The organism is Candidatus Eremiobacteraceae bacterium, from assembly GCA_035314825.1.
GTDB lineage: Bacteria > Vulcanimicrobiota > Vulcanimicrobiia > Eremiobacterales > Eremiobacteraceae > JAFAHD01.
The window spans coordinates 25,381-42,113 of record DATFYX010000043.1 but is presented as its reverse complement, the minus strand read 5'-3'; the positions used below and the strand labels follow the sequence as shown (position 1 = coordinate 42,113).

Genomic DNA, 16,733 nt, shown 5'->3' with positions numbered 1-16,733 from the left:
GCGACCATCGCCTGCGCACACGGACACGCGGTGATCCCCTCGGCCTCGACGCCGAGCAAGCTGCGCGAAAAATCTACGGCCGCAACGGCCTTGGCGAGCACCGTGTAATACTCGTTGGTCGGTATGCCGCTCGCCGGCGTGTGCCGCGGCAGCGCGAACTCCGCGCGCAGATCCACGTGTGCGATCTCCGCGCGCTGGCTTGCGACCACCCGTTGCGCGACGGCGAGCGCGAGCGACTCCACCCGCGCGCCGGGCTGGCCGGCGAGATCAGAGAGCGCGTCCTCGAGATCCTGGGAAAAGCGCGACATGTGCACGCCGCTGTGCGCAGCGTCGAGGTCCGCGAAGATGTCCAGCGTCGCGATCGCACTCTGACGCCCGGCGGGCAGCGCCAACGAGATCGTGGTTTTCACGCCGGTGATGCCTGCGCGGTTGAGCGACAGTGGCACCTGCGGACGCATCTCTTGCACGTCGCGCCGGATGCGCGCGACGAGGTCTCCATCCAAGCGGCGCACGCCCGACATGTCCGCAGCGGCGGCAAGTGCGCGCACGGTCCGCCCCGACACCGGCTCAGTCGCATCGGGCGCGACATCGCGCAACGGCGCGAGGACGAAGGCGCGCTCGGCCATGCGCGCATGGGGTATGGTCAACTCCTCATCGCGCATGACGAGATCGTCATAGAGCAGGATGTCGAGGTCGATGGCGCGCGGACCCATCGGGAACGACGCGGCGCGCCCGACGCGGCGCTCGATCGACGCGAGCGCAGCCCGCAGCTCGCGTGGGGCGAGCGCGGTGTGTCCCGTGCACGCGCAGTTCAGAAAATCCGGCTGCTGCGCAAATCCGACGGGCGCAGTTTCATACACAGGCGAGATCCGCTCGATGTGGATAACTTCTCTCAGCAATGCGAGGGCGCGCGAGAGATTAGCCTGCCGGTCTCCTAGATTCGAGCCCAGACCGATCGCGACGAAGTGCGAAGATTCCGACATGCGAGAGTCTTCTTGAGAACTTCACGGATTTCCGGCGGCATTCGCCTTGACACTCTAGTGACGTCGGCGTATCATGCGCTTAAGCCTCAAGGGGCCCGCTCTATAGCGTACCGATCGGCGAGCGGACGGCGTGAGCACCGACCGCATCCGGATTGTGTAACCCGGGCGTAGCGATTGGGCATGACCTGATCAAGCGAAAGCCGATGCGACTCCCGCCTTCACCGGCGGGCTCCAGTACAGCGAAGACCGAGAGCCCTTGGGGCTTTTTCTTTTCCCCTAAACGTCTAGGTCGCAAAAGAAGCGGAATCGGCGCAAAACGTCGAACACCTGTGCACCTAGTCAAGAAGCGGCCGCTTCCGCGGCCGGTGGAGAAATTATAGATATATGTCAATGTGGGAACCGTTCACCGAGCGCGCGCGCCGCAGCATCGTGCTGGCCCAAGAAGAAGCGCAGCGGCTCGGCAACAACTATATAGGAACGGAACACATCCTGCTCGGCATCATCAGCGAAGGCGAGAGCCTTGCCGCCAAAGTGTTGGAAACTCTAGGAGTCAACCTGGCGAAGGTTCGGGCCGAAGTCGAGGCGATCGTCGGGCGCGGTGGCCAAACCGTGCAGCAGGAGATGGTGTTCACCCCGCGGGCCAAGCGCGTCATCGAACTGGCCTTCGAAGAGGCGCGTCAGCTCAACCACAATTACATCGGCACCGAGCACTTGCTGCTCGGCCTGATCCGCGAAGGCGAGGGCGTCGCCGCGCGCGTGCTTACCAACCTGGGTGTCGACCCGGCCAAGGTGCGCGTGCAGACCACCTCGCTGCTGGGCGCCGAGACGCAGACCCAGACCGCCTCGAAAGGCAAGAGCAAGACGCCGACGCTCGACGCGTACGGCCGCGACCTCACGCAGCTCGCCCGCGAGGGCAAGCTCGACCCGGTCATCGGCCGCAATACCGAGATCGAACGCGTCGTGCAGATCCTCTCGCGCCGCACCAAGAACAATCCCGCGCTCATCGGGGAGCCCGGCGTCGGCAAGACCGCGATCGCCGAGGGCTTGGCCCAGCGCGTCATCAACGGCGACGTGCCCGAGTTGCTGCGCGACAAGCGCGTCATCACGCTCGATCTGGCGGGTCTGGTCGCCGGCACGAAATACCGCGGCGAGTTCGAAGAGCGCATGAAGCGCGTCATGGACGAGATCCGCGGTGCAAGCGGCGAGATCATCCTGTTCATCGACGAGCTCCACACGCTGGTCGGAGCCGGCGCTGCCGAAGGCGCGATCGACGCGTCCAACATCATCAAACCGGCGCTGGCGCGCGGCGAACTGCAATGCATCGGCGCCACGACGCTCAACGAGTTCCGCAAGCACATCGAAAAGGACTCGGCGCTCGAACGCCGCTTCCAGTCGATCATGGTCGGCGAGCCCTCGGTCGACGAGACCGTCGAGATCCTCAAGGGCCTGCGCGACCGCTACGAAGCGCACCATCGCGTCAAGATCAGCGACGAAGCGCTCGAAGCCGCTGCTCGCCTTTCGGCGCGCTACATCTCGGATCGCTTCCTGCCCGACAAGGCGGTCGACCTGATGGACGAAGCGGCGTCGCGCGTGCGGCTGCAGTCCACCTCGCTGCCGCCGGACATCCGCGAAGTCGAGACCGAGATCCGCAAGGTCAAAGCCGAAAAAGAGGCCGCCATCAAGGCGCAAGAATTCGAGCGTGCGGCGCAGATCCGCGACCGCGAGGAGAAGATGCGCGCCAAGAAGGCGACGATGGAAGCCGAGTGGCTCGAAAAGCGCAATGCCAAGGGCGAGAAGACCAACACGGTCGGTCCCGAGGAGATCGCGCACATCGTCTCGACCTGGACGCGCATCCCGGTCAGCAAGCTCAAAGAAGAAGAGACCGCCAAGCTCCTCAACATGGACGAAGTGGTGCACAAGCGCATCGTCGGTCAAGACGAGGCGATCAAGGTCATCTCGCGCGCCATCCGGCGCGCACGAGCGGGCCTCAAAAACCCGAAGCGGCCGATCGGCTCGTTCATCTTCTTGGGCCCGACGGGCGTCGGCAAGACCGAGCTGGCACGCACGCTGGCCGAGTTCATGTTCGACGACGCCGAGTCGATGATCCGCATCGACATGTCCGAGTACATGGAGAAGTACTCCGTGTCCAGACTGGTCGGCGCGCCGCCCGGCTACGTCGGCTACGAAGAGGGCGGGCAGCTCACCGAAGCGGTGCGCCGCCGTCCGTACTCGGTCGTGCTGCTCGATGAGATCGAGAAGGCGCATCCGGACGTATTCAACTTGCTGCTGCAAGTGCTCGAAGACGGCCGGCTCACCGACTCTCAAGGCCGCGCCGTGGACTTCAAGAACACGGTCATCATCATGACGAGTAACATCGGCGCGATGGGCATCCAGAAGAGCAGCGACATCGGCTTCCGGCCGCTCAAGGAAGAGGGCTCGTCTGCGGTGCGCTACGAGCGCATGAAGAACAAGATCCTGGAAGAGATCAAGCACATCTTCCGGCCCGAGTTCCTCAACCGCGTCGACGAGGTCGTCGTCTTCCACTCGCTCGACATGGACCAGATCAAACAGATCGTGACGCTCGAGCTGGCCAAGGTCGTCAAGGAGCTGGAGAACCAGCACATGACGCTCGAAGCGAGCGAAGCGGCGCGCGAGCTCATCGCCAAAGAGGGTTGGGACCCGGCCTTCGGCGCGCGCCCGCTGCGCCGCGCGATCGGCCGGCTGGTCGAGGACCCGCTGTCCGAAGAGCTGCTGCGCGGCACGTTCAAACTGGGCGATCACATCCTGTTGGACGCCGAGGACGGCAAGACGGTATTCCACAAGATCGGCGAACCGCTCAAGCCGCCGGTGCCCGAACCCTCAGAGGCGGGCCCCGCAAGCAACTAGACATCGCGCCCGAGCGAAGGCTGTAGTAGCGCGTTCTTCGAACGCGCTACTTACGATGTCGCTAGAAGTGATCAACACCCTGGCCGTAGTCGGCACGTTTGTCGTCATCGCGGCTACCGCGATCGCCGCGCTAATCCAACTGCGCCATCTGCAGGCGAGCAATCAACTACAGGCCATGCTCAAGCTCAATGAGATGTGGGATGACGACGCCATGCGCGCGGCTTCCCATTACGTGCGGGCCGAGCTCGCCGGCCGACTGAAAGATCCCGGCTATCCACGCTCGCTGGAGGTGGCGGCAAACGATTGGTCGCTCCATCCTGAAGTGCGTGTCATCACCTGGTGGGAGCAGGTCGGCACGATGGTCAAACACGGTTTTATCCAAGCGGATTCGTTTCTCGATCTCGCCTCGTTCGCCGTGAGCAATGATTGGGATCGTCTCGCCGTGACGATCGCCCTGATGCGCCGCAATCGTGGCCCCGCGGTCTGGGAGAACTTCGAATACCTCGTCGTGCGTGGCCGGGAATTCACACGTCGCCATCCGCGCGGCGCGTTTCCCGCGAACATGGAGCGGCTGCCCCTGCCGGATGTGAGCGGCGTGAGAGAATGAGCTGGGAAGAGCTCTCGGCGGTCTCGTCGTTCTTCACGCTCATCGTCATCGCGGCCTCGGCGGTCGCCGCGGTCATCCAACTGCGTCACATGCGGGCGGGCAACCAGATCAGCGCATCGCTAGGACTGCTCGACAAATGGGCGAGCCCGGATGCACGCGCATTGGCCAACTATGTCTTCCAGGGCGAGATGGAACGCAAGCTCCAGGACCGCGCCTACCGAGATAGTCTCCAGAAGATCCCGATCGACCGGCTCGAGCATCCCGAGGTCGCGTATCTCGACTTTTGGGAGTCGATGTGCACCTTGATCAAGCTTGGATACACCGCCGAAGAGGGTTTCATGGAGTCTGGCGGATTCCAGTGCATCGCGGCCTGGCACAAGCTCAACCCGGTTCTCGCTATCATCCGACGGACGCGCGGACCGCAGGTGTACGATAACTTCGAGTACGTCGCGTCGCGCGCGATGAAGTGGGAGGCGGCCCACGCCGGCGGCACGTATCCGAAAGATGCGCCGCATCTACCGGTGGTCGACATCTATTCCGAGGACACCGCGCCGAATGTCCCTTGAGGTCTGGAGCACCGTCTTCGCCGGCGCGACGTTCGTCGTTATCGCCGCGACCGCCATTGCGGCCCTTATCCAGCTGCGCCACATGCGCACGAGTAACCAGCTCAACGCCTTGCTCACCCTCATGCAGATGTGGGATACGCCCGACATGCAGACGCACATCCAGTATTCGCGCACCGCGCTCCAGGAGAAGTTGAAAGATCCGAAGTTCCTCGCCCAGTACGCGGAAGGGGGCATCTCGCGAGCCGAACACCCTGAACTGCTGGTCGCGGACTATTGGGAGCAGATAGGGACGTTCATGAAATATTCGTTGGTGGACAAGCGTTCGTGGCTCGACATTTCGGCCCCCCAGGTGCTGCGCTCGTGGGATGACCTTTGGCCTGCGATCGCCGCGCAGCGCGCCAAGTTTGGACCGGCCGCGTTTGAGAATTTCGAATACGTCGCCGTGCTGGCCAAACTGTGGCTCGCGCGCTATCCGGACGGCGTGTATCCGGCAAATCTGCCCCGCATGGCGCAGCTCATGGCGGCGCAACCTCAACCCCCAGGGCGCACATGAGCGATTCAGGCCGCACCCTAGGCATCTTGGTCGGCGGAGGTCCCGCGCCGGGCATCAACAGCGTGATCGCGGCGGCGACGATCGAGGCGATCAATGAAGGGTGCCGCGTGATCGGGATCTACGACGGCTTTTTGTGGCTTGCAGGCGCCGACACCGCACACGTGACCCCATTGCACATCGACGACGTCAGTCGTATCCATTGGACCGGGGGTTCGATTCTGCGTACCTCGCGCACCAACCCGGCGAGAAACGACACGACGCTCGCCAGCTGCGTGGCCGCGTTGCGGACTCTTGGCATCACGGACCTGGTGTGCATCGGCGGCGACGACACCACGTTCGGCGCGGCCAAGATCGCCGAGGCTGCCGGCGGCTCGATCCGCGTCGTGGCCGTGCCCAAGACGATCGACAACGACCTGCCGCTGCCCGAGAACATGCCGAGCTTCGGTTTCGAGACCGCGCGTGCGGTCGGCTCGGGCATCGTCGAAAGTCTCATGGAAGATGCCAAGACGACCACACGCTGGTACGCGGCGGTCTGCATGGGTCGCAAGTCGGGCGCGCTGGCGCTGGCGATTTGCAAGGCCGCCGGCGGCACGCTGGCCATCATCCCCGAAGAGTTCTCCGGTTCGAGCGTGTCGCTCGAGCTCGTCGCTGACATCATCATCGGCAGCATGATCAAGCGCCGCCTCATGGGTCACGATCATGGCGTCGCGATCGTCGCTGAGGGAGTGGTCGAGCATCTGGACGAGCAGTCACTGGCGGGTCTCAAGAACGTGCCGCGCGACCAATACGGACACATCCGCATCAGCGATCTGGACGTCGGCGACGCGGTGCGCGGGTTCGTGCGTCAGCGGCTCGAAGCGCTGCGCTTCGACGCGACCGTGATCAAAAAGGAGATCGGTTACGAGCTGCGTTGCGCGAAGCCGGTGGCCTTCGACGTCGAATACACGCGCACGCTCGGCTACGGCGCGGTGCGCTACCTCATGCGCGGCGGCTCGGGGGCGATGATCGCGCTGCGCGGAGGAAAAGTCGAGCCGGTGACGCTCGACGACATGCTCGATCCTGCGACCGGGCGCATCCGCATTCGCGTGGTGGACACCGCGACCGAAGCCTACGAGGTGGGCCGCAAATACATGATCCGCCTGGAGGCGGCCGATTTGGAAGAGCCGCGATTAGGAGAACTGGCCAAGACCGCGGGCATGTCCGCGGCCGATTTCAAAACCCGCTTCTCCCCCGCCGTTCTCGCACGCTGACTCATGGAGCGGTCGACTTTATTCGACCGTCAGCTCCTGGCGCGCCGGCGCTTTGTCAGCCGGACGATCGTCCCTTTGCCTTCGCAGTTGTGCTCCACGCTATCCATCAGCGTGCGCATCAAGAAGATGCCCATCCCGCGGTCCGGCATCCGCCGGCTCGAGGTCTCGGCGACCGTTCGCACGTCGAAGCCGGCGCCGTTATCCGTCACTTCGATGACGAGATCGATGCCGTCAAAGGTGCAGCCGAGGCTGAAATGCCCGCTGGCAACGTGGCCGTGCTCGGTGGCGTTGTTGCAGGCCTCGCCGACAGCAAGCGCGATATCGCAGACGTCGGTGAAATCGAAGCCGCAGTCGATGGCGAAGTCGGCGACCGCATGGCGCGCCTCGGCAACAGAGGTGTATGCGCTCGGGTAGAGCGCGTGGAAGTCCCGGTCCCTTGACTCACGCACGATCGTTACGCCTTTACCCGCGCAACCCGGACGTCAAACCCCTGTTCCCCCGGGCTTTGCCTGCGGCGGCAAGAGGTGCGGCACGCCGGCCGGGTAGACGCTTGCGTGCTCGACCGCGAACTGGCGCGACAGCGCGGCGAGGTACTCGAAATCTTCCCAGATCGCGTCGTCGCTATGGGCAAGCCGCTCTAGGCGTACATACCCCTCCAGCCGGCGCCAGAGGCCGTCGATCGGCCCGCAGTACTGCTCGAAGAACAAGCGCTGATCAACGACGCCGTTGCGCACTAGCGTGCCCATCACCTCGATCGCATTGGCGATCATCAAGATGGCGAGGCGCAGCTCTTCGTAGCGCTCCTGGCCGTGCGTCGGTCGCAGCGCCGCATCGTCCATGACGAACTTGCGGTAGCCTTCGTCTTGCGAAAGATCGCCCTCGCGATGGATCAGCGCGATCGCGCGCTGATGAGCCTCATCGTCCAGCATGGTGCGCAGCGTCAGGAAACCTGTGATCTGGTTGCTCGCACGCAGATGCCGTAGCTGCACGAGCGCGGCGACCGCCGAGGCCCCGATGACGACCGCCGTCACGATCGTCGCGAGGGCGGTGATCAGTTCAAGCGACATGTTCCCCCTTTGATCCGACGGACGACCAAGCCGCCAGATTGACGCCGAAATAGTAGCCCAGCTCGCGAAAATCCCTGGTCTGCAGTTGCACGAGATCCGCCGGCCGGCCCGGTGCGATGCACCCAGCTACCCCGGCCGCATCCAGCGAACGCGCCGCAAGCACGGTGATGCCGGCGATGACCTCGGGCGCGCTCATGCCCAGCCGGCGCCGCGCGACGTGTGCGACCTCCTGCAGCGAGTAGCACGGACACGTTCCTGGATTGAAGTCCGTGGCCAGCGCGACCGGAACACCCGCGCCGATGAGCGCACGCGCCGGTGCGAACCGCGCTAAGCCGAGATACGCAGCGGTCGCTGGGCACAGCACGGCGATCGTGCCCGCGTCACGCAGGCCGGCGATGTCGGCATCGTCGATGAAGTTGAGATGGTCTGCGCTGATGCAGTGCAGCCGGGCTGCAAGCGCCGCGCCGCCGCTTGCGCCGAGCTCATCGGCGTGGATGCGCAGCTGCATGCCGCGCGCCGCGCACGCCTCGAGAAAACGCGCGCTCTGGCGCGGCGTGAAGTAGCCGCGTTCGCAGAACGCGTCGGCGAAGCGCGCGACGCCGGTCTCGGCCGCCGCGGGTAAAATGGCGGCGATCAGCTCGTCCACGAACGCGTCGTACGACGCGAACTCCGGCGGGAGCGCATGCGCACCGCAGAACGTCGCGATGACGTGCGGCACGGCGCTCATCCGATCGAGGGCGGCCAGCGCTCGCAGCGCGGTGCTCTCGCCGGCCGCGGTCAGGTCGTACCCCGTCTTGACCTCGGCCGTCGTCGTGCCGTGCTCGAGCATCGCGGCCAACCGGCGCCGTCCGGCATCGATCAATCCCTCGAGGTCGAGCTTGCGCGTCTGCTCGACGGTGTACGCGATGCCCAGTGCCGGCGGCTCGCCGCGCGCGAGGGCTTCGAGATCGGCGACTCGATCGCCGGCGAAGAGCGCGTGCGTGTGCGCGTCGACGAACCCCGGCATGACGACGCAGCCCTGCGCATCGATCGTCTGATCATCGCTAAATGGAGCGGTGGAGTTTACTCGACCGTGCACGACGTCAACGATCACGCCATCGCGCACGACGACGGTCGCATCCCGTATGATGCCGAGGTCATCTTCGCCGACGCGGGCGTCGCCGTCGACGCGCGCCGCCAGCGGCGCCATCGTGAGCAGCGTCGCGTTGACGACCGCATACGATGATGCCGCCGTGGGTGCTACCACGTCACCGCGCGAGGGTCGATTGATTCGAGATGAAGATAGTAGGCGGCGGACTCCGCGATCGCCGAAAGCGGCGCCAAGCCTACCAGCTCGCAGTTCGCCACCGCGACGCCGGCCGCCGCCGCCTCGCGCCGGATCAGCTCGGTCACCCGGTAGAGCGGGATCGCGTTGACGTCGACGACGTTCATCGATACTTGGACCATCGAATCGGACAGCGCGAAGCCGAGCGCCTTGATGCCGAGCAGGCCGCCGCTGCGCCGGCGCACGGCAAGCGCGATGCGTTCGGCCAGCGCCAGATCGCCGGTGGCAAGATTCACGTTGAAGGCGATGAGAAAGTTGCGCGCGCCGATGGCCACGATGCCCGCGCTTGGATGCAGCGCCGGTTCGCCCGTGTCCGGATGGCGCGCCGGATCTTTGACCGCCTCGATCAGCCCTTCGAACTGGCCTTTGCGCACATTGCCCAAGTCTCGCCGTTCAGGCCGCGTCGCCGCGAATTCGTAGAAGTAGGAAGGCAGCCGGTATCGTTCCCACACCTGCGCGGCGCACTGATGCGCGAGCCCTACGGCATCGTCCATCGTCGCGCCGCTTACGGGGATGAACGGGATGACGTCGACCGCCCCCATGCGCGGGTGCTCGCCGCTATGCGCGCGCAGGTCGATGCGCTCGATCGCAGCGCCCGCGAGGCGCACGGCGGCGCCCAGCACGCCCTCCCCGCTGCCCACGAAGGTGTAGACGGAGCGGTTATGCGCGCTGTCGCTTTGCGTGTCGAGCAGCACGACATCCGGACCGGCCGCCGCGGCGCCGATCGCGGCGATGACGTCGGCGCGTCGCCCTTCGGAGACGTTGGGAACGCACTCAAAAACGCTTGACATATGACTGACGCTCCTCGTTGGCCTCGTGCAGGCGCCGTCCCTTGCGAGACGTAAGTTGCCGACACCACGATGGCCGTCATTGAATCGCGCGTCGATCCCGCGTCGCCAGAGTTCGCCGCAAATCGCGAGCGCTTCGTGTCGTTGCTCGAAGAGCTTGCGGCGCGCCACGCGCTCGTCGCGCAGGGCGGCGGCGCTGAAGCGATGGCCAAACACGTCGCGCGCGGCAAGCTGCCTGCACGCGAACGCGTCGAACTGCTCATCGATCCGCACTCGGCGTTTCTCGAATTCTCCGCGCTGGCCGCGTGGGATATGTACAAAGGCGACGCGCCGAGCGCCGGCATCGTCACCGGCATCGGACAGGTTGAGGGCGTCGAGTGCATCATCGTCGCCAACGACGCCACCGTCAAAGGCGGCACGTACTTCCCGCTGACCGTCAAGAAGCATCTGCGCGCGCAAGAGATCGCGCAGCAGAACCATCTGCCGTGCATCTATCTGGTCGACTCGGGCGGTGCGTTCTTGCCGCTTCAAGACCAGGTCTTCCCCGACCGCGAGCACTTCGGACGCATCTTCTACAATCAAGCGCAGATGTCGAGCAAGCGTATCCCGCAGATCGCATCGGTGATGGGCTCGTGCACTGCCGGCGGCGCGTACGTCCCCGCGATGTCGGACGAGACGATCATCGTCAAAGGTGAAGGCACGATCTTCCTCGGCGGCCCGCCGCTGGTGAAAGCCGCGACCGGCGAGATCGTCAGTGCAGAAGAGCTCGGCGGGGCGGACGTGCATGCGCGCATCTCAGGCGTCAGCGATCACTATGCGCTCAACGATCGCCACGCATTGGCGATGTGCCGCGAGATCGTCGCCAACCTCAATCGGGTCAAGCGCTCGCCGTGGCCGGTGCGCGAGCCGCGTCCGCCCAAGTTCGATCCGCGCGAGCTCTACGGCATCGTGCAGCGCGATTGGCGCAAACCGTACGAAGTGCGCGAGGTGATCGCGCGCATCGTCGACGCAAGCGAGTTCCACGAGTTCAAGGCGCTCTACGGCGAGACGCTCGTGTGCGGTTTCGCCCACATCGAAGGCAATCCGGTCGGCATCCTGGCCAACAACGGCATCCTGTTCTCAGAGAGCGCGCTCAAGGCGACGCACTTCATCGAGCTGGCCTGTCAGCGCGGCGTGCCGCTGGTGTTCTTGCAGAACATCACGGGTTTCATGGTCGGCAAGAAATATGAAGAGGGCGGCATCGCCAAAGACGGCGCCAAGCTGGTGATGGCGGTCGCCAACGCGAACGTCCCCAAGTTCACGGTCATCATCGGCGGGTCGTTCGGCGCCGGCAACTATGGGATGTGCGGGCGCGCGTTTTCGCCCCGCCAACTGTGGATGTGGCCCAACGCACGCATCTCGGTGATGGGCGGCCCGCAAGCGGCCAATGTCCTGTTGACGGTCCGCCTGGAGGCGCTGGAGAAGAAGGGCGCGACGATGACCGAGCAGGGGCGCGTGGACTTCATGCGCCCGACCTTGGAGAAGTACGAAGCCGAGGGCAACCCGTATTACAGCACCGCTCGGCTGTGGGACGACGGTATCATCGATCCGGCCGACACGCGGCGCGTGCTGGCCATCGGCATCTCGGCCGCCGCCAACGCGCCGCTGGAACCCACGACCTTCGGCGTCTTTCGGATGTAGCGGTCGAATTCTCGATCGGATGGAGCGGTCGAATTTATTCGACCGTCAGAGGAGATGACTCATGCCAGACTCGGTGACGCTCGTGCGCGATGGTTCGGTGGCGCGCGTGACCCTCAACCAGCCGGATCGGCGCAATGCCTTCGACCCGGAGATGATCGCGGCGGCCCGCGCGACGTTTGAAGGCTTCGCGCGGGACAACACCCTGCGTGTGGTCGTCCTCGCGGGCGCGGGGCCGGTGTTCTGCGGCGGCGCGGACGTCAGCTACATGGCCGCGAGCCTGCAGATGACGCGCGAACAGAATCTCGATGACTCGCTCAAGCTCGCCGGCATGATGCACGCGATCAACAGCTGTCCGGTCCCCGTGATCACCAGGGTTCAAGGAGCGGCTCTCGGCGGCGGCGCCGGTGCGTGCGCCGCGTCAGACCGCGTCGTCGCGGCCGACGATGCCGCATTCGGCTTCACAGAAGTGAAGCTGGGCATCGTGCCTGCCGTCATCTCGCCCTTCGTCATCGCCAAGATCGGCGAGACGAACGCGCGCGCGCTGTTCCCCACCGGCGAGCGCTTCGATGCCGCTCGAGCGCAACGCATCGGGCTCGTCCACGACGTCGTGCCCAGCGCGAATCTCGACGCGGCGGTGCAGGCGATCGTCGAAGAGGTGCTCAGCGCCGGTCCCACGGCCGTACGCGTTGCCAAGGAGATCGCGCTCACCGTCGGGCGCCTCGCGCCCACTGACGTGCCGGCCTGGACGGCGCGCCGTCTGGCGAACCAGCGCACCAGCGACGAAGGACAAGAAGGTCTGCGCGCGTTCCTCGAAAAGCGCGACCCCTCGTGGCGCCAAAAATAAGACGCATCGAACGTCTTCTCATCGCAAACCGCGGTGAGATCGCCGTGCGCATCGCGCGCACCTGCCGCGCGATGGGCATCACGTCGATCGCCGTCTATTCGGACGCCGATGCCGAGGCGCTGCACGTGCGCGAGTGCGACGAGGCCCTGCGCATCGGGCCTGCGCCCGCGCGCGAATCGTATCTCGACATCGGCGCGGTCGTCGCCGCCGCTCGCACGGCTCGAGCGGACGCCGTCCATCCTGGCTACGGATTTCTCTCTGAGAACGCCGACTTCGCCCAGGCGTGCTTGGATGCGCAGCTGATCTTCGTCGGCCCGCCGCCCGCGGCGATGGAGGCGGTCGGCGACAAGATCGCCGCCAAGCGCACGGCGGCGACGGTCGGCGTGCCGACCGTGCCCGGTTATCTGGGCGAGGAACAAAACGTCGACGTGTTCGTCCGCGAGGCCAAGCGCATCGGAACGCCGCTCATCGTCAAAGCTGCGGCCGGCGGCGGCGGCAAGGGGATGCGCCTGGTGCGCGACCTCGCGCAATTGCATGACGCCATCGAAGGCGCACAGCGCGAAGCTCGTTCGGCGTTCGGCGACGGCACGGTCTTCCTCGAAAAATACTTGGAGTCGCCGCGCCACGTCGAAGTGCAGATTCTCGGCGATCGGCACGGCGCATACGTCCATCTCAACGAGCGCGATTGCTCCATCCAGCGCCGCCATCAAAAGATCGTGGAAGAGACTCCATCGCCGGCGGTGACCCCGCAGCTGCGCAAGGAACTGGGGAAAGCGGCGTTGCGCGTCGCGGCCGCGGTCGGCTACGAGAACGCGGGCACGGTCGAATTCATGCTGGCCCCGGATGGCGCGTTCTACTTCCTCGAAGTCAACGCACGCCTGCAAGTCGAGCATCCGGTCACCGAGATGGTCACCGGCATTGACCTGGTGCGCGAGCAGATACAGATCGCGGCGGGCGCGAAGCTCGATATCGCACAGGATGACGTCGCGCCGCACGGGCACGCGATCGAAGCGCGCATCTACGCCGAGGACCCGGCCAACGGCTTCTTGCCCTCGAGCGGCCGCGTGCTGGACGTCCGCTGGCCATCCGGTCCGGGAATCCGCGTAGATGCAGGCATCGACGCCGGGTCGATAGTGACGACCGACTACGACCCGATGCTCGCCAAAGTCATCGCGCACGGCGAGTCGCGCGCAGAAGCGCTCGGCCGGCTGCAGGCGGCCCTGCGCGAGTGCCACGTGGCGGGAATATCCACCAACGTCGGATTCTTGCGCTGGCTCGTCCACGAACCGGACTTCGCAGCAGGCAAGACCGCAACGGACTTTCTGGATGCGCATCGCTGGCCCGGCGCGGACGTGGATCCGAGCAGGGAGCAGTTGTGGGCGCTCGCGGCGGCAGGCGCGTTGCAGACGCTCGGCGCGTGGCGGCCCGCCCAACAAGGACGAACCGTGCGCTTCATCGCGCCCGCCGCGCATGCGATCGAGGTGTCGCACGACTGGCGCTCCGGCGGATGGCGTTGCCGAGAAGCACAGCGCGAAGCGCTCGTGAGGGCCGCCGGCGAGCCCACGGAGTTCGACGTGCACGAGTCGGCGCAGCACCATCGCCTGCGTGCGTGGCGCACAGAAACGGGTGTCGAGCTGGCCGCCGGCGAGCCCGCGCAAAGGCGCGCCTACGTTCTCGACGCGCTCGAGGACGTGGCCCACGCGGGCGCACACGCGGCTGCGGGCGGGGGTTCCGGTTCGGCCACCGCGCCGATGAGCGGAACCGTCGTGAAGATCGACTGCGCGCCAGGTGCGGTCGTCAGCGCGCACCAAGTGCTTGCGGTGATCGAGGCGATGAAGATGGAACATGCGATCACCGCGCCGTTCGACGGTCGCGTGCGCTCGGTGCATGTCCGGACAGGCGACCGAGTGGATGCAGGCGCAGTGCTCGTCGAGGTCGAGCCGGCGGCATGACCTATCCCGAGCGGGTCACCATCGTCGAGGTCGGCCCGCGCGACGGCCTGCAGAACGAACGCGTCGAGGTCCCGACCGGCGTCAAAGTCAGCTTCATCGACGCGCTCTCCGACGCCGGCCTGCCGGTGATCGAAGCGACCTCGTTCGTCAGCGCGAAGGCGATTCCGCAGCTCGCCGACGCGGATGAAGTGCTGCGCCGCATCAAACGGCGCCCCGGCGTTCGGTATCCCGTGCTCGTCCCCAACGAACGCGGTCTGGAGCGGGCGCTCGCGGCCGGCGCGACCGAAGTCGCCGTTTTCACGGCCGCATCGGAAGAGTTCAACCGGCGCAACATCAATGCGACGATCGACGAGTCGATCGACCGCTTTGTCCTCGTGCTCGCGCGTGCCAAGCGCGACTCGATCCGCGTGCGGGCGTACATCTCGATGTGCTTCGGATCGCCGTTCGGCGACACGATCGACCCGAAACGCGTGGTCGAGATCGCGCAGCGCTTGGACGCGCTCGGCGTCGCCGAGGTCAGCATCGGCGACACGATCGGCGTCGCGACGCCGAACCAAGTCGAAGCGATCGTCGCGATGCTGACGAAGCACATCGACATCGCTCGCCTTGCGATGCATTTCCACGATACGCGTGGTACCGCGCTGGCCAATGTGCTCGCAGCGCTCGAAGCCGGCATCTCGATCTTCGATTCGTCCGCGGCCGGCCTGGGCGGCTGTCCGTATGCGCCCGGTGCGAGCGGCAATCTCGCCACCGAAGATCTCGTCTATATGCTCGACGGCATGGGAATCGTGACCGGCGTGTCGCTCGATGGCGTGGTCGCGGCATCAACCCTGATCGCCGCCGCGCTCGACCACCCGCCCACGAGCAGATACTATCAAGCCGCGACGGCGGGAAGTTGATGCTCCCTGCGAGCGCCGTGCGCTCAATGCCGCTAGCGGTGCGAGTGGCGATGGCGCTCTATTGGGCTTGCGTCGTCCTCGTGTACATCACCGCTGCATTCGCCGTCTTGGGCGTGCACCTGTGGTCAAACACGAAATACGCTGTTTATGCGGTCTGCGCGCCGTTCGCCGCCTATGTGCTCATGAGATTGTCCATGTTCGTGTTCATGGCGGTCGCGGTGCGTAACGGTGTGACATCGGCAGTCGCGCCGGAGGTCGTCGGCTTCGATCGGAAACCGGATGAGGCGCGGGTACGCCGTGCGCTCGCCGCCGTCACGGATTTGGATGACGAATCGGTTCAATGGATGGCTCGTGACGTCGACGATTGGCTTGCCGCTGATCCAGGCGTCCCCAAAGACCGAAAGCGTAATGCTTTGCTCGAGCGCTTGTATGCGTACGCCGGCTCTTCGAAGGGATATCAGAAACTGCGCACCGCGGCCAACGAGCTTAGGCTAGCGATCAATCCTTGGATCGACGAGAAGAAAGTCTAGACCGGGACGTCGACGGTCGGCGGCACATCCCACAGCAGCACTTCGCCCGAACCGCTCAACGAGAGCGACGGCACGCCGCCGATGCGCACCGCATCGCCGGAGCCGAGCTGCGCGCCGTTGGCCGCGACGTTTCCATCGGCCACGAATAAGAATCCGAGGCGCGAATTTCCGAACGAGTGGTCAAGCACGCCGTTGTCGAGCTGCGCGACCCGGAACGACGCGTTCTGCGTCAGCGTCACTGGCGCGGTCTCACCCGGAATACCGCTGGCCACGAGCAGCCACTTGTTGTGCCGGTCGGCCGGTTTGAAATCGCACTGGCCGTATGACGGCTTCACGCCCTTGCGCCCTGGCAGCACCCACATCTGGACGAGATGCAGCGGTTCGTCGGCGGACGGATTCGTCTCCGAATGCCGCACGCCCGTGCCGGCGCTCATGTACTGCACGCCGCCCGCCTTCACGGTGCCCTCGTTGCCGATGCTGTCCTTGTGCTCGAGCTGGCCGCTGAGCACAAAGGTCAGGATCTCCATATCTTTATGCGGGTGCGTCGGGAAGCCCGACGCCGGCGCGATATTGTCGTCGTTGAGCACGCGCAGAGCACCCCAATTGAGATTGCGCGGATCGTAGTACTCAGCGAAGCTGAACGAGAAGCACGACTTGAGCCAGCCGTGATCGGCGCAGAAGCGCTCGCCGGATCGCTGAATGGCAAAGGTGCCTGTCTGGCCTGCCATAGTCTTTATACTATCCATATATTATCCATCGTCCGTTTGCTAGGCCGGGCGCGGGGTATCGTCCTTCTTTTCTCAG

The 16,733-nt window shown here is 65.4% G+C and carries 16 protein-coding genes; 10 read left to right on the top strand and 6 right to left on the bottom strand.

The window, feature by feature from the left end; all coding sequences use genetic code 11:
* Positions 1–983, bottom strand: a 983-nt coding sequence (gene folK, locus VKF82_05745; GenBank protein HME81561.1) for a 2-amino-4-hydroxy-6-hydroxymethyldihydropteridine diphosphokinase, incomplete at its 3' end; no start/stop codon positions are given.
* Positions 984–1,367: 384 nt separating this feature from the next.
* Between folK and VKF82_05740 the strand changes: the two genes are divergently transcribed.
* Genes VKF82_05740 through pfp form a run of 5 tightly spaced genes read left to right on the top strand, consistent with a single transcriptional unit; the run spans position 1,368 to position 6,845 of the window.
* On the top strand, positions 1,368–3,869 hold the full coding sequence (locus VKF82_05740; protein HME81560.1) for an ATP-dependent Clp protease ATP-binding subunit: 2,502 nt from the start codon (positions 1,368–1,370) through the stop codon (positions 3,867–3,869).
* A gap of 55 nt (positions 3,870–3,924) precedes the next feature.
* Positions 3,925–4,476, top strand: coding sequence for a hypothetical protein (locus VKF82_05735; GenBank protein HME81559.1), 552 nt, complete (start codon positions 3,925–3,927; stop codon positions 4,474–4,476).
* Positions 4,473–5,042, top strand: a complete 570-nt coding sequence (locus VKF82_05730) for a hypothetical protein (GenBank protein ID HME81558.1) — start codon at positions 4,473–4,475, stop codon at positions 5,040–5,042. The genes VKF82_05735 and VKF82_05730 overlap by 4 nt, the downstream gene beginning before the upstream one ends.
* Complete coding sequence (locus VKF82_05725) at positions 5,032–5,595, top strand: hypothetical protein (protein ID HME81557.1); 564 nt, start codon at positions 5,032–5,034, stop codon at positions 5,593–5,595. Before VKF82_05730 ends, VKF82_05725 begins: the two co-directional genes overlap by 11 nt.
* Positions 5,592–6,845, top strand: coding sequence for a diphosphate--fructose-6-phosphate 1-phosphotransferase (gene pfp / locus VKF82_05720; protein ID HME81556.1), 1,254 nt, complete (start codon positions 5,592–5,594; stop codon positions 6,843–6,845). Before VKF82_05725 ends, pfp begins: the two co-directional genes overlap by 4 nt.
* A 29-nt stretch (positions 6,846–6,874) precedes the next feature.
* On the opposite strand, the gene VKF82_05715 is transcribed toward pfp, so the two are convergent.
* Genes VKF82_05715 through ftcD form a run of 4 tightly spaced genes read right to left on the bottom strand, consistent with a single transcriptional unit; the run spans position 6,875 to position 10,027 of the window.
* A complete protein-coding gene (locus VKF82_05715) occupies positions 6,875–7,294 on the bottom strand; it encodes an ATP-binding protein (protein ID HME81555.1) in 420 nt (139 codons plus the stop codon).
* Between the two features lie 33 nt (positions 7,295–7,327).
* Positions 7,328–7,912, bottom strand: coding sequence for a DUF4760 domain-containing protein (locus VKF82_05710; GenBank protein ID HME81554.1), 585 nt, complete (start codon positions 7,910–7,912; stop codon positions 7,328–7,330).
* A complete protein-coding gene (gene hutI / locus VKF82_05705; protein ID HME81553.1) occupies positions 7,902–9,158 on the bottom strand; it encodes an imidazolonepropionase in 1,257 nt (418 codons plus the stop codon). Before hutI ends, VKF82_05710 begins: the two co-directional genes overlap by 11 nt.
* Positions 9,152–10,027: a glutamate formimidoyltransferase gene (ftcD, locus tag VKF82_05700; GenBank protein ID HME81552.1), complete on the bottom strand. Its 876-nt coding sequence runs from the start codon at positions 10,025–10,027 to the stop codon at positions 9,152–9,154. Before ftcD ends, hutI begins: the two co-directional genes overlap by 7 nt.
* A 69-nt stretch (positions 10,028–10,096) precedes the next feature.
* Here ftcD and VKF82_05695 point away from each other — a divergent pair, with 69 nt between their 5' ends.
* The 5 genes from VKF82_05695 (at position 10,097) to VKF82_05675 (ending at position 15,929) form a co-directional block, all read left to right on the top strand.
* Positions 10,097–11,704, top strand: a complete 1,608-nt coding sequence (locus tag VKF82_05695) for a carboxyl transferase domain-containing protein (protein HME81551.1) — start codon at positions 10,097–10,099, stop codon at positions 11,702–11,704.
* A 61-nt stretch (positions 11,705–11,765) separates the two neighbouring features.
* Complete coding sequence (locus VKF82_05690) at positions 11,766–12,548, top strand: enoyl-CoA hydratase-related protein (protein HME81550.1); 783 nt, start codon at positions 11,766–11,768, stop codon at positions 12,546–12,548.
* Entirely contained in the window at positions 12,533–14,500 is a 1,968-nt protein-coding gene (locus tag VKF82_05685; GenBank protein ID HME81549.1) for an acetyl-CoA carboxylase biotin carboxylase subunit, read from the top strand. Before VKF82_05690 ends, VKF82_05685 begins: the two co-directional genes overlap by 16 nt.
* A complete protein-coding gene (locus tag VKF82_05680) occupies positions 14,497–15,399 on the top strand; it encodes a hydroxymethylglutaryl-CoA lyase (GenBank protein ID HME81548.1) in 903 nt (300 codons plus the stop codon). The genes VKF82_05685 and VKF82_05680 overlap by 4 nt, the downstream gene beginning before the upstream one ends.
* Positions 15,399–15,929 carry a hypothetical protein gene (locus VKF82_05675; GenBank protein HME81547.1) on the top strand — a complete coding sequence of 177 codons (531 nt, stop codon included), beginning with the start codon at positions 15,399–15,401 and terminating at the stop codon, positions 15,927–15,929. Before VKF82_05680 ends, VKF82_05675 begins: the two co-directional genes overlap by 1 nt.
* Here VKF82_05675 and VKF82_05670 read toward each other — a convergent pair.
* Positions 15,926–16,675: a pirin family protein gene (locus VKF82_05670; protein ID HME81546.1), complete on the bottom strand. Its 750-nt coding sequence runs from the start codon at positions 16,673–16,675 to the stop codon at positions 15,926–15,928. The two genes, VKF82_05675 and VKF82_05670, sit on opposite strands and share 4 nt — an antisense overlap.
* Between the last annotated feature and the right edge of the window lie 58 nt (positions 16,676–16,733).

What these genes read in the sequence shown, in the direction of transcription:
- ftcD (HME81552.1), bottom strand. Translation starts at nt 10,027, where the DNA reads ATGTCAAGCGTTTTTGAGTGCGTTCCCAACGTCTCCGAAGGGCGACGC.
- VKF82_05730 (HME81558.1), top strand. Translation starts at nt 4,473, where the DNA reads ATGAGCTGGGAAGAGCTCTCGGCGGTCTCGTCGTTCTTCACGCTCATC.
- VKF82_05735 (HME81559.1), top strand. Translation starts at nt 3,925, where the DNA reads ATGTCGCTAGAAGTGATCAACACCCTGGCCGTAGTCGGCACGTTTGTC.
- VKF82_05710 (HME81554.1), bottom strand. Translation starts at nt 7,912, where the DNA reads ATGTCGCTTGAACTGATCACCGCCCTCGCGACGATCGTGACGGCGGTC.
- VKF82_05695 (HME81551.1), top strand. Translation starts at nt 10,097, where the DNA reads ATGGCCGTCATTGAATCGCGCGTCGATCCCGCGTCGCCAGAGTTCGCC.
- VKF82_05725 (HME81557.1), top strand. Translation starts at nt 5,032, where the DNA reads ATGTCCCTTGAGGTCTGGAGCACCGTCTTCGCCGGCGCGACGTTCGTC.
- VKF82_05740 (HME81560.1), top strand. Translation starts at nt 1,368, where the DNA reads ATGTCAATGTGGGAACCGTTCACCGAGCGCGCGCGCCGCAGCATCGTG.
- VKF82_05675 (HME81547.1), top strand. Translation starts at nt 15,399, where the DNA reads ATGCTCCCTGCGAGCGCCGTGCGCTCAATGCCGCTAGCGGTGCGAGTG.
- pfp (HME81556.1), top strand. Translation starts at nt 5,592, where the DNA reads ATGAGCGATTCAGGCCGCACCCTAGGCATCTTGGTCGGCGGAGGTCCC.
- VKF82_05680 (HME81548.1), top strand. Translation starts at nt 14,497, where the DNA reads ATGACCTATCCCGAGCGGGTCACCATCGTCGAGGTCGGCCCGCGCGAC.
- VKF82_05670 (HME81546.1), bottom strand. Translation starts at nt 16,675, where the DNA reads ATGGATAGTATAAAGACTATGGCAGGCCAGACAGGCACCTTTGCCATT.
- VKF82_05690 (HME81550.1), top strand. Translation starts at nt 11,766, where the DNA reads ATGCCAGACTCGGTGACGCTCGTGCGCGATGGTTCGGTGGCGCGCGTG.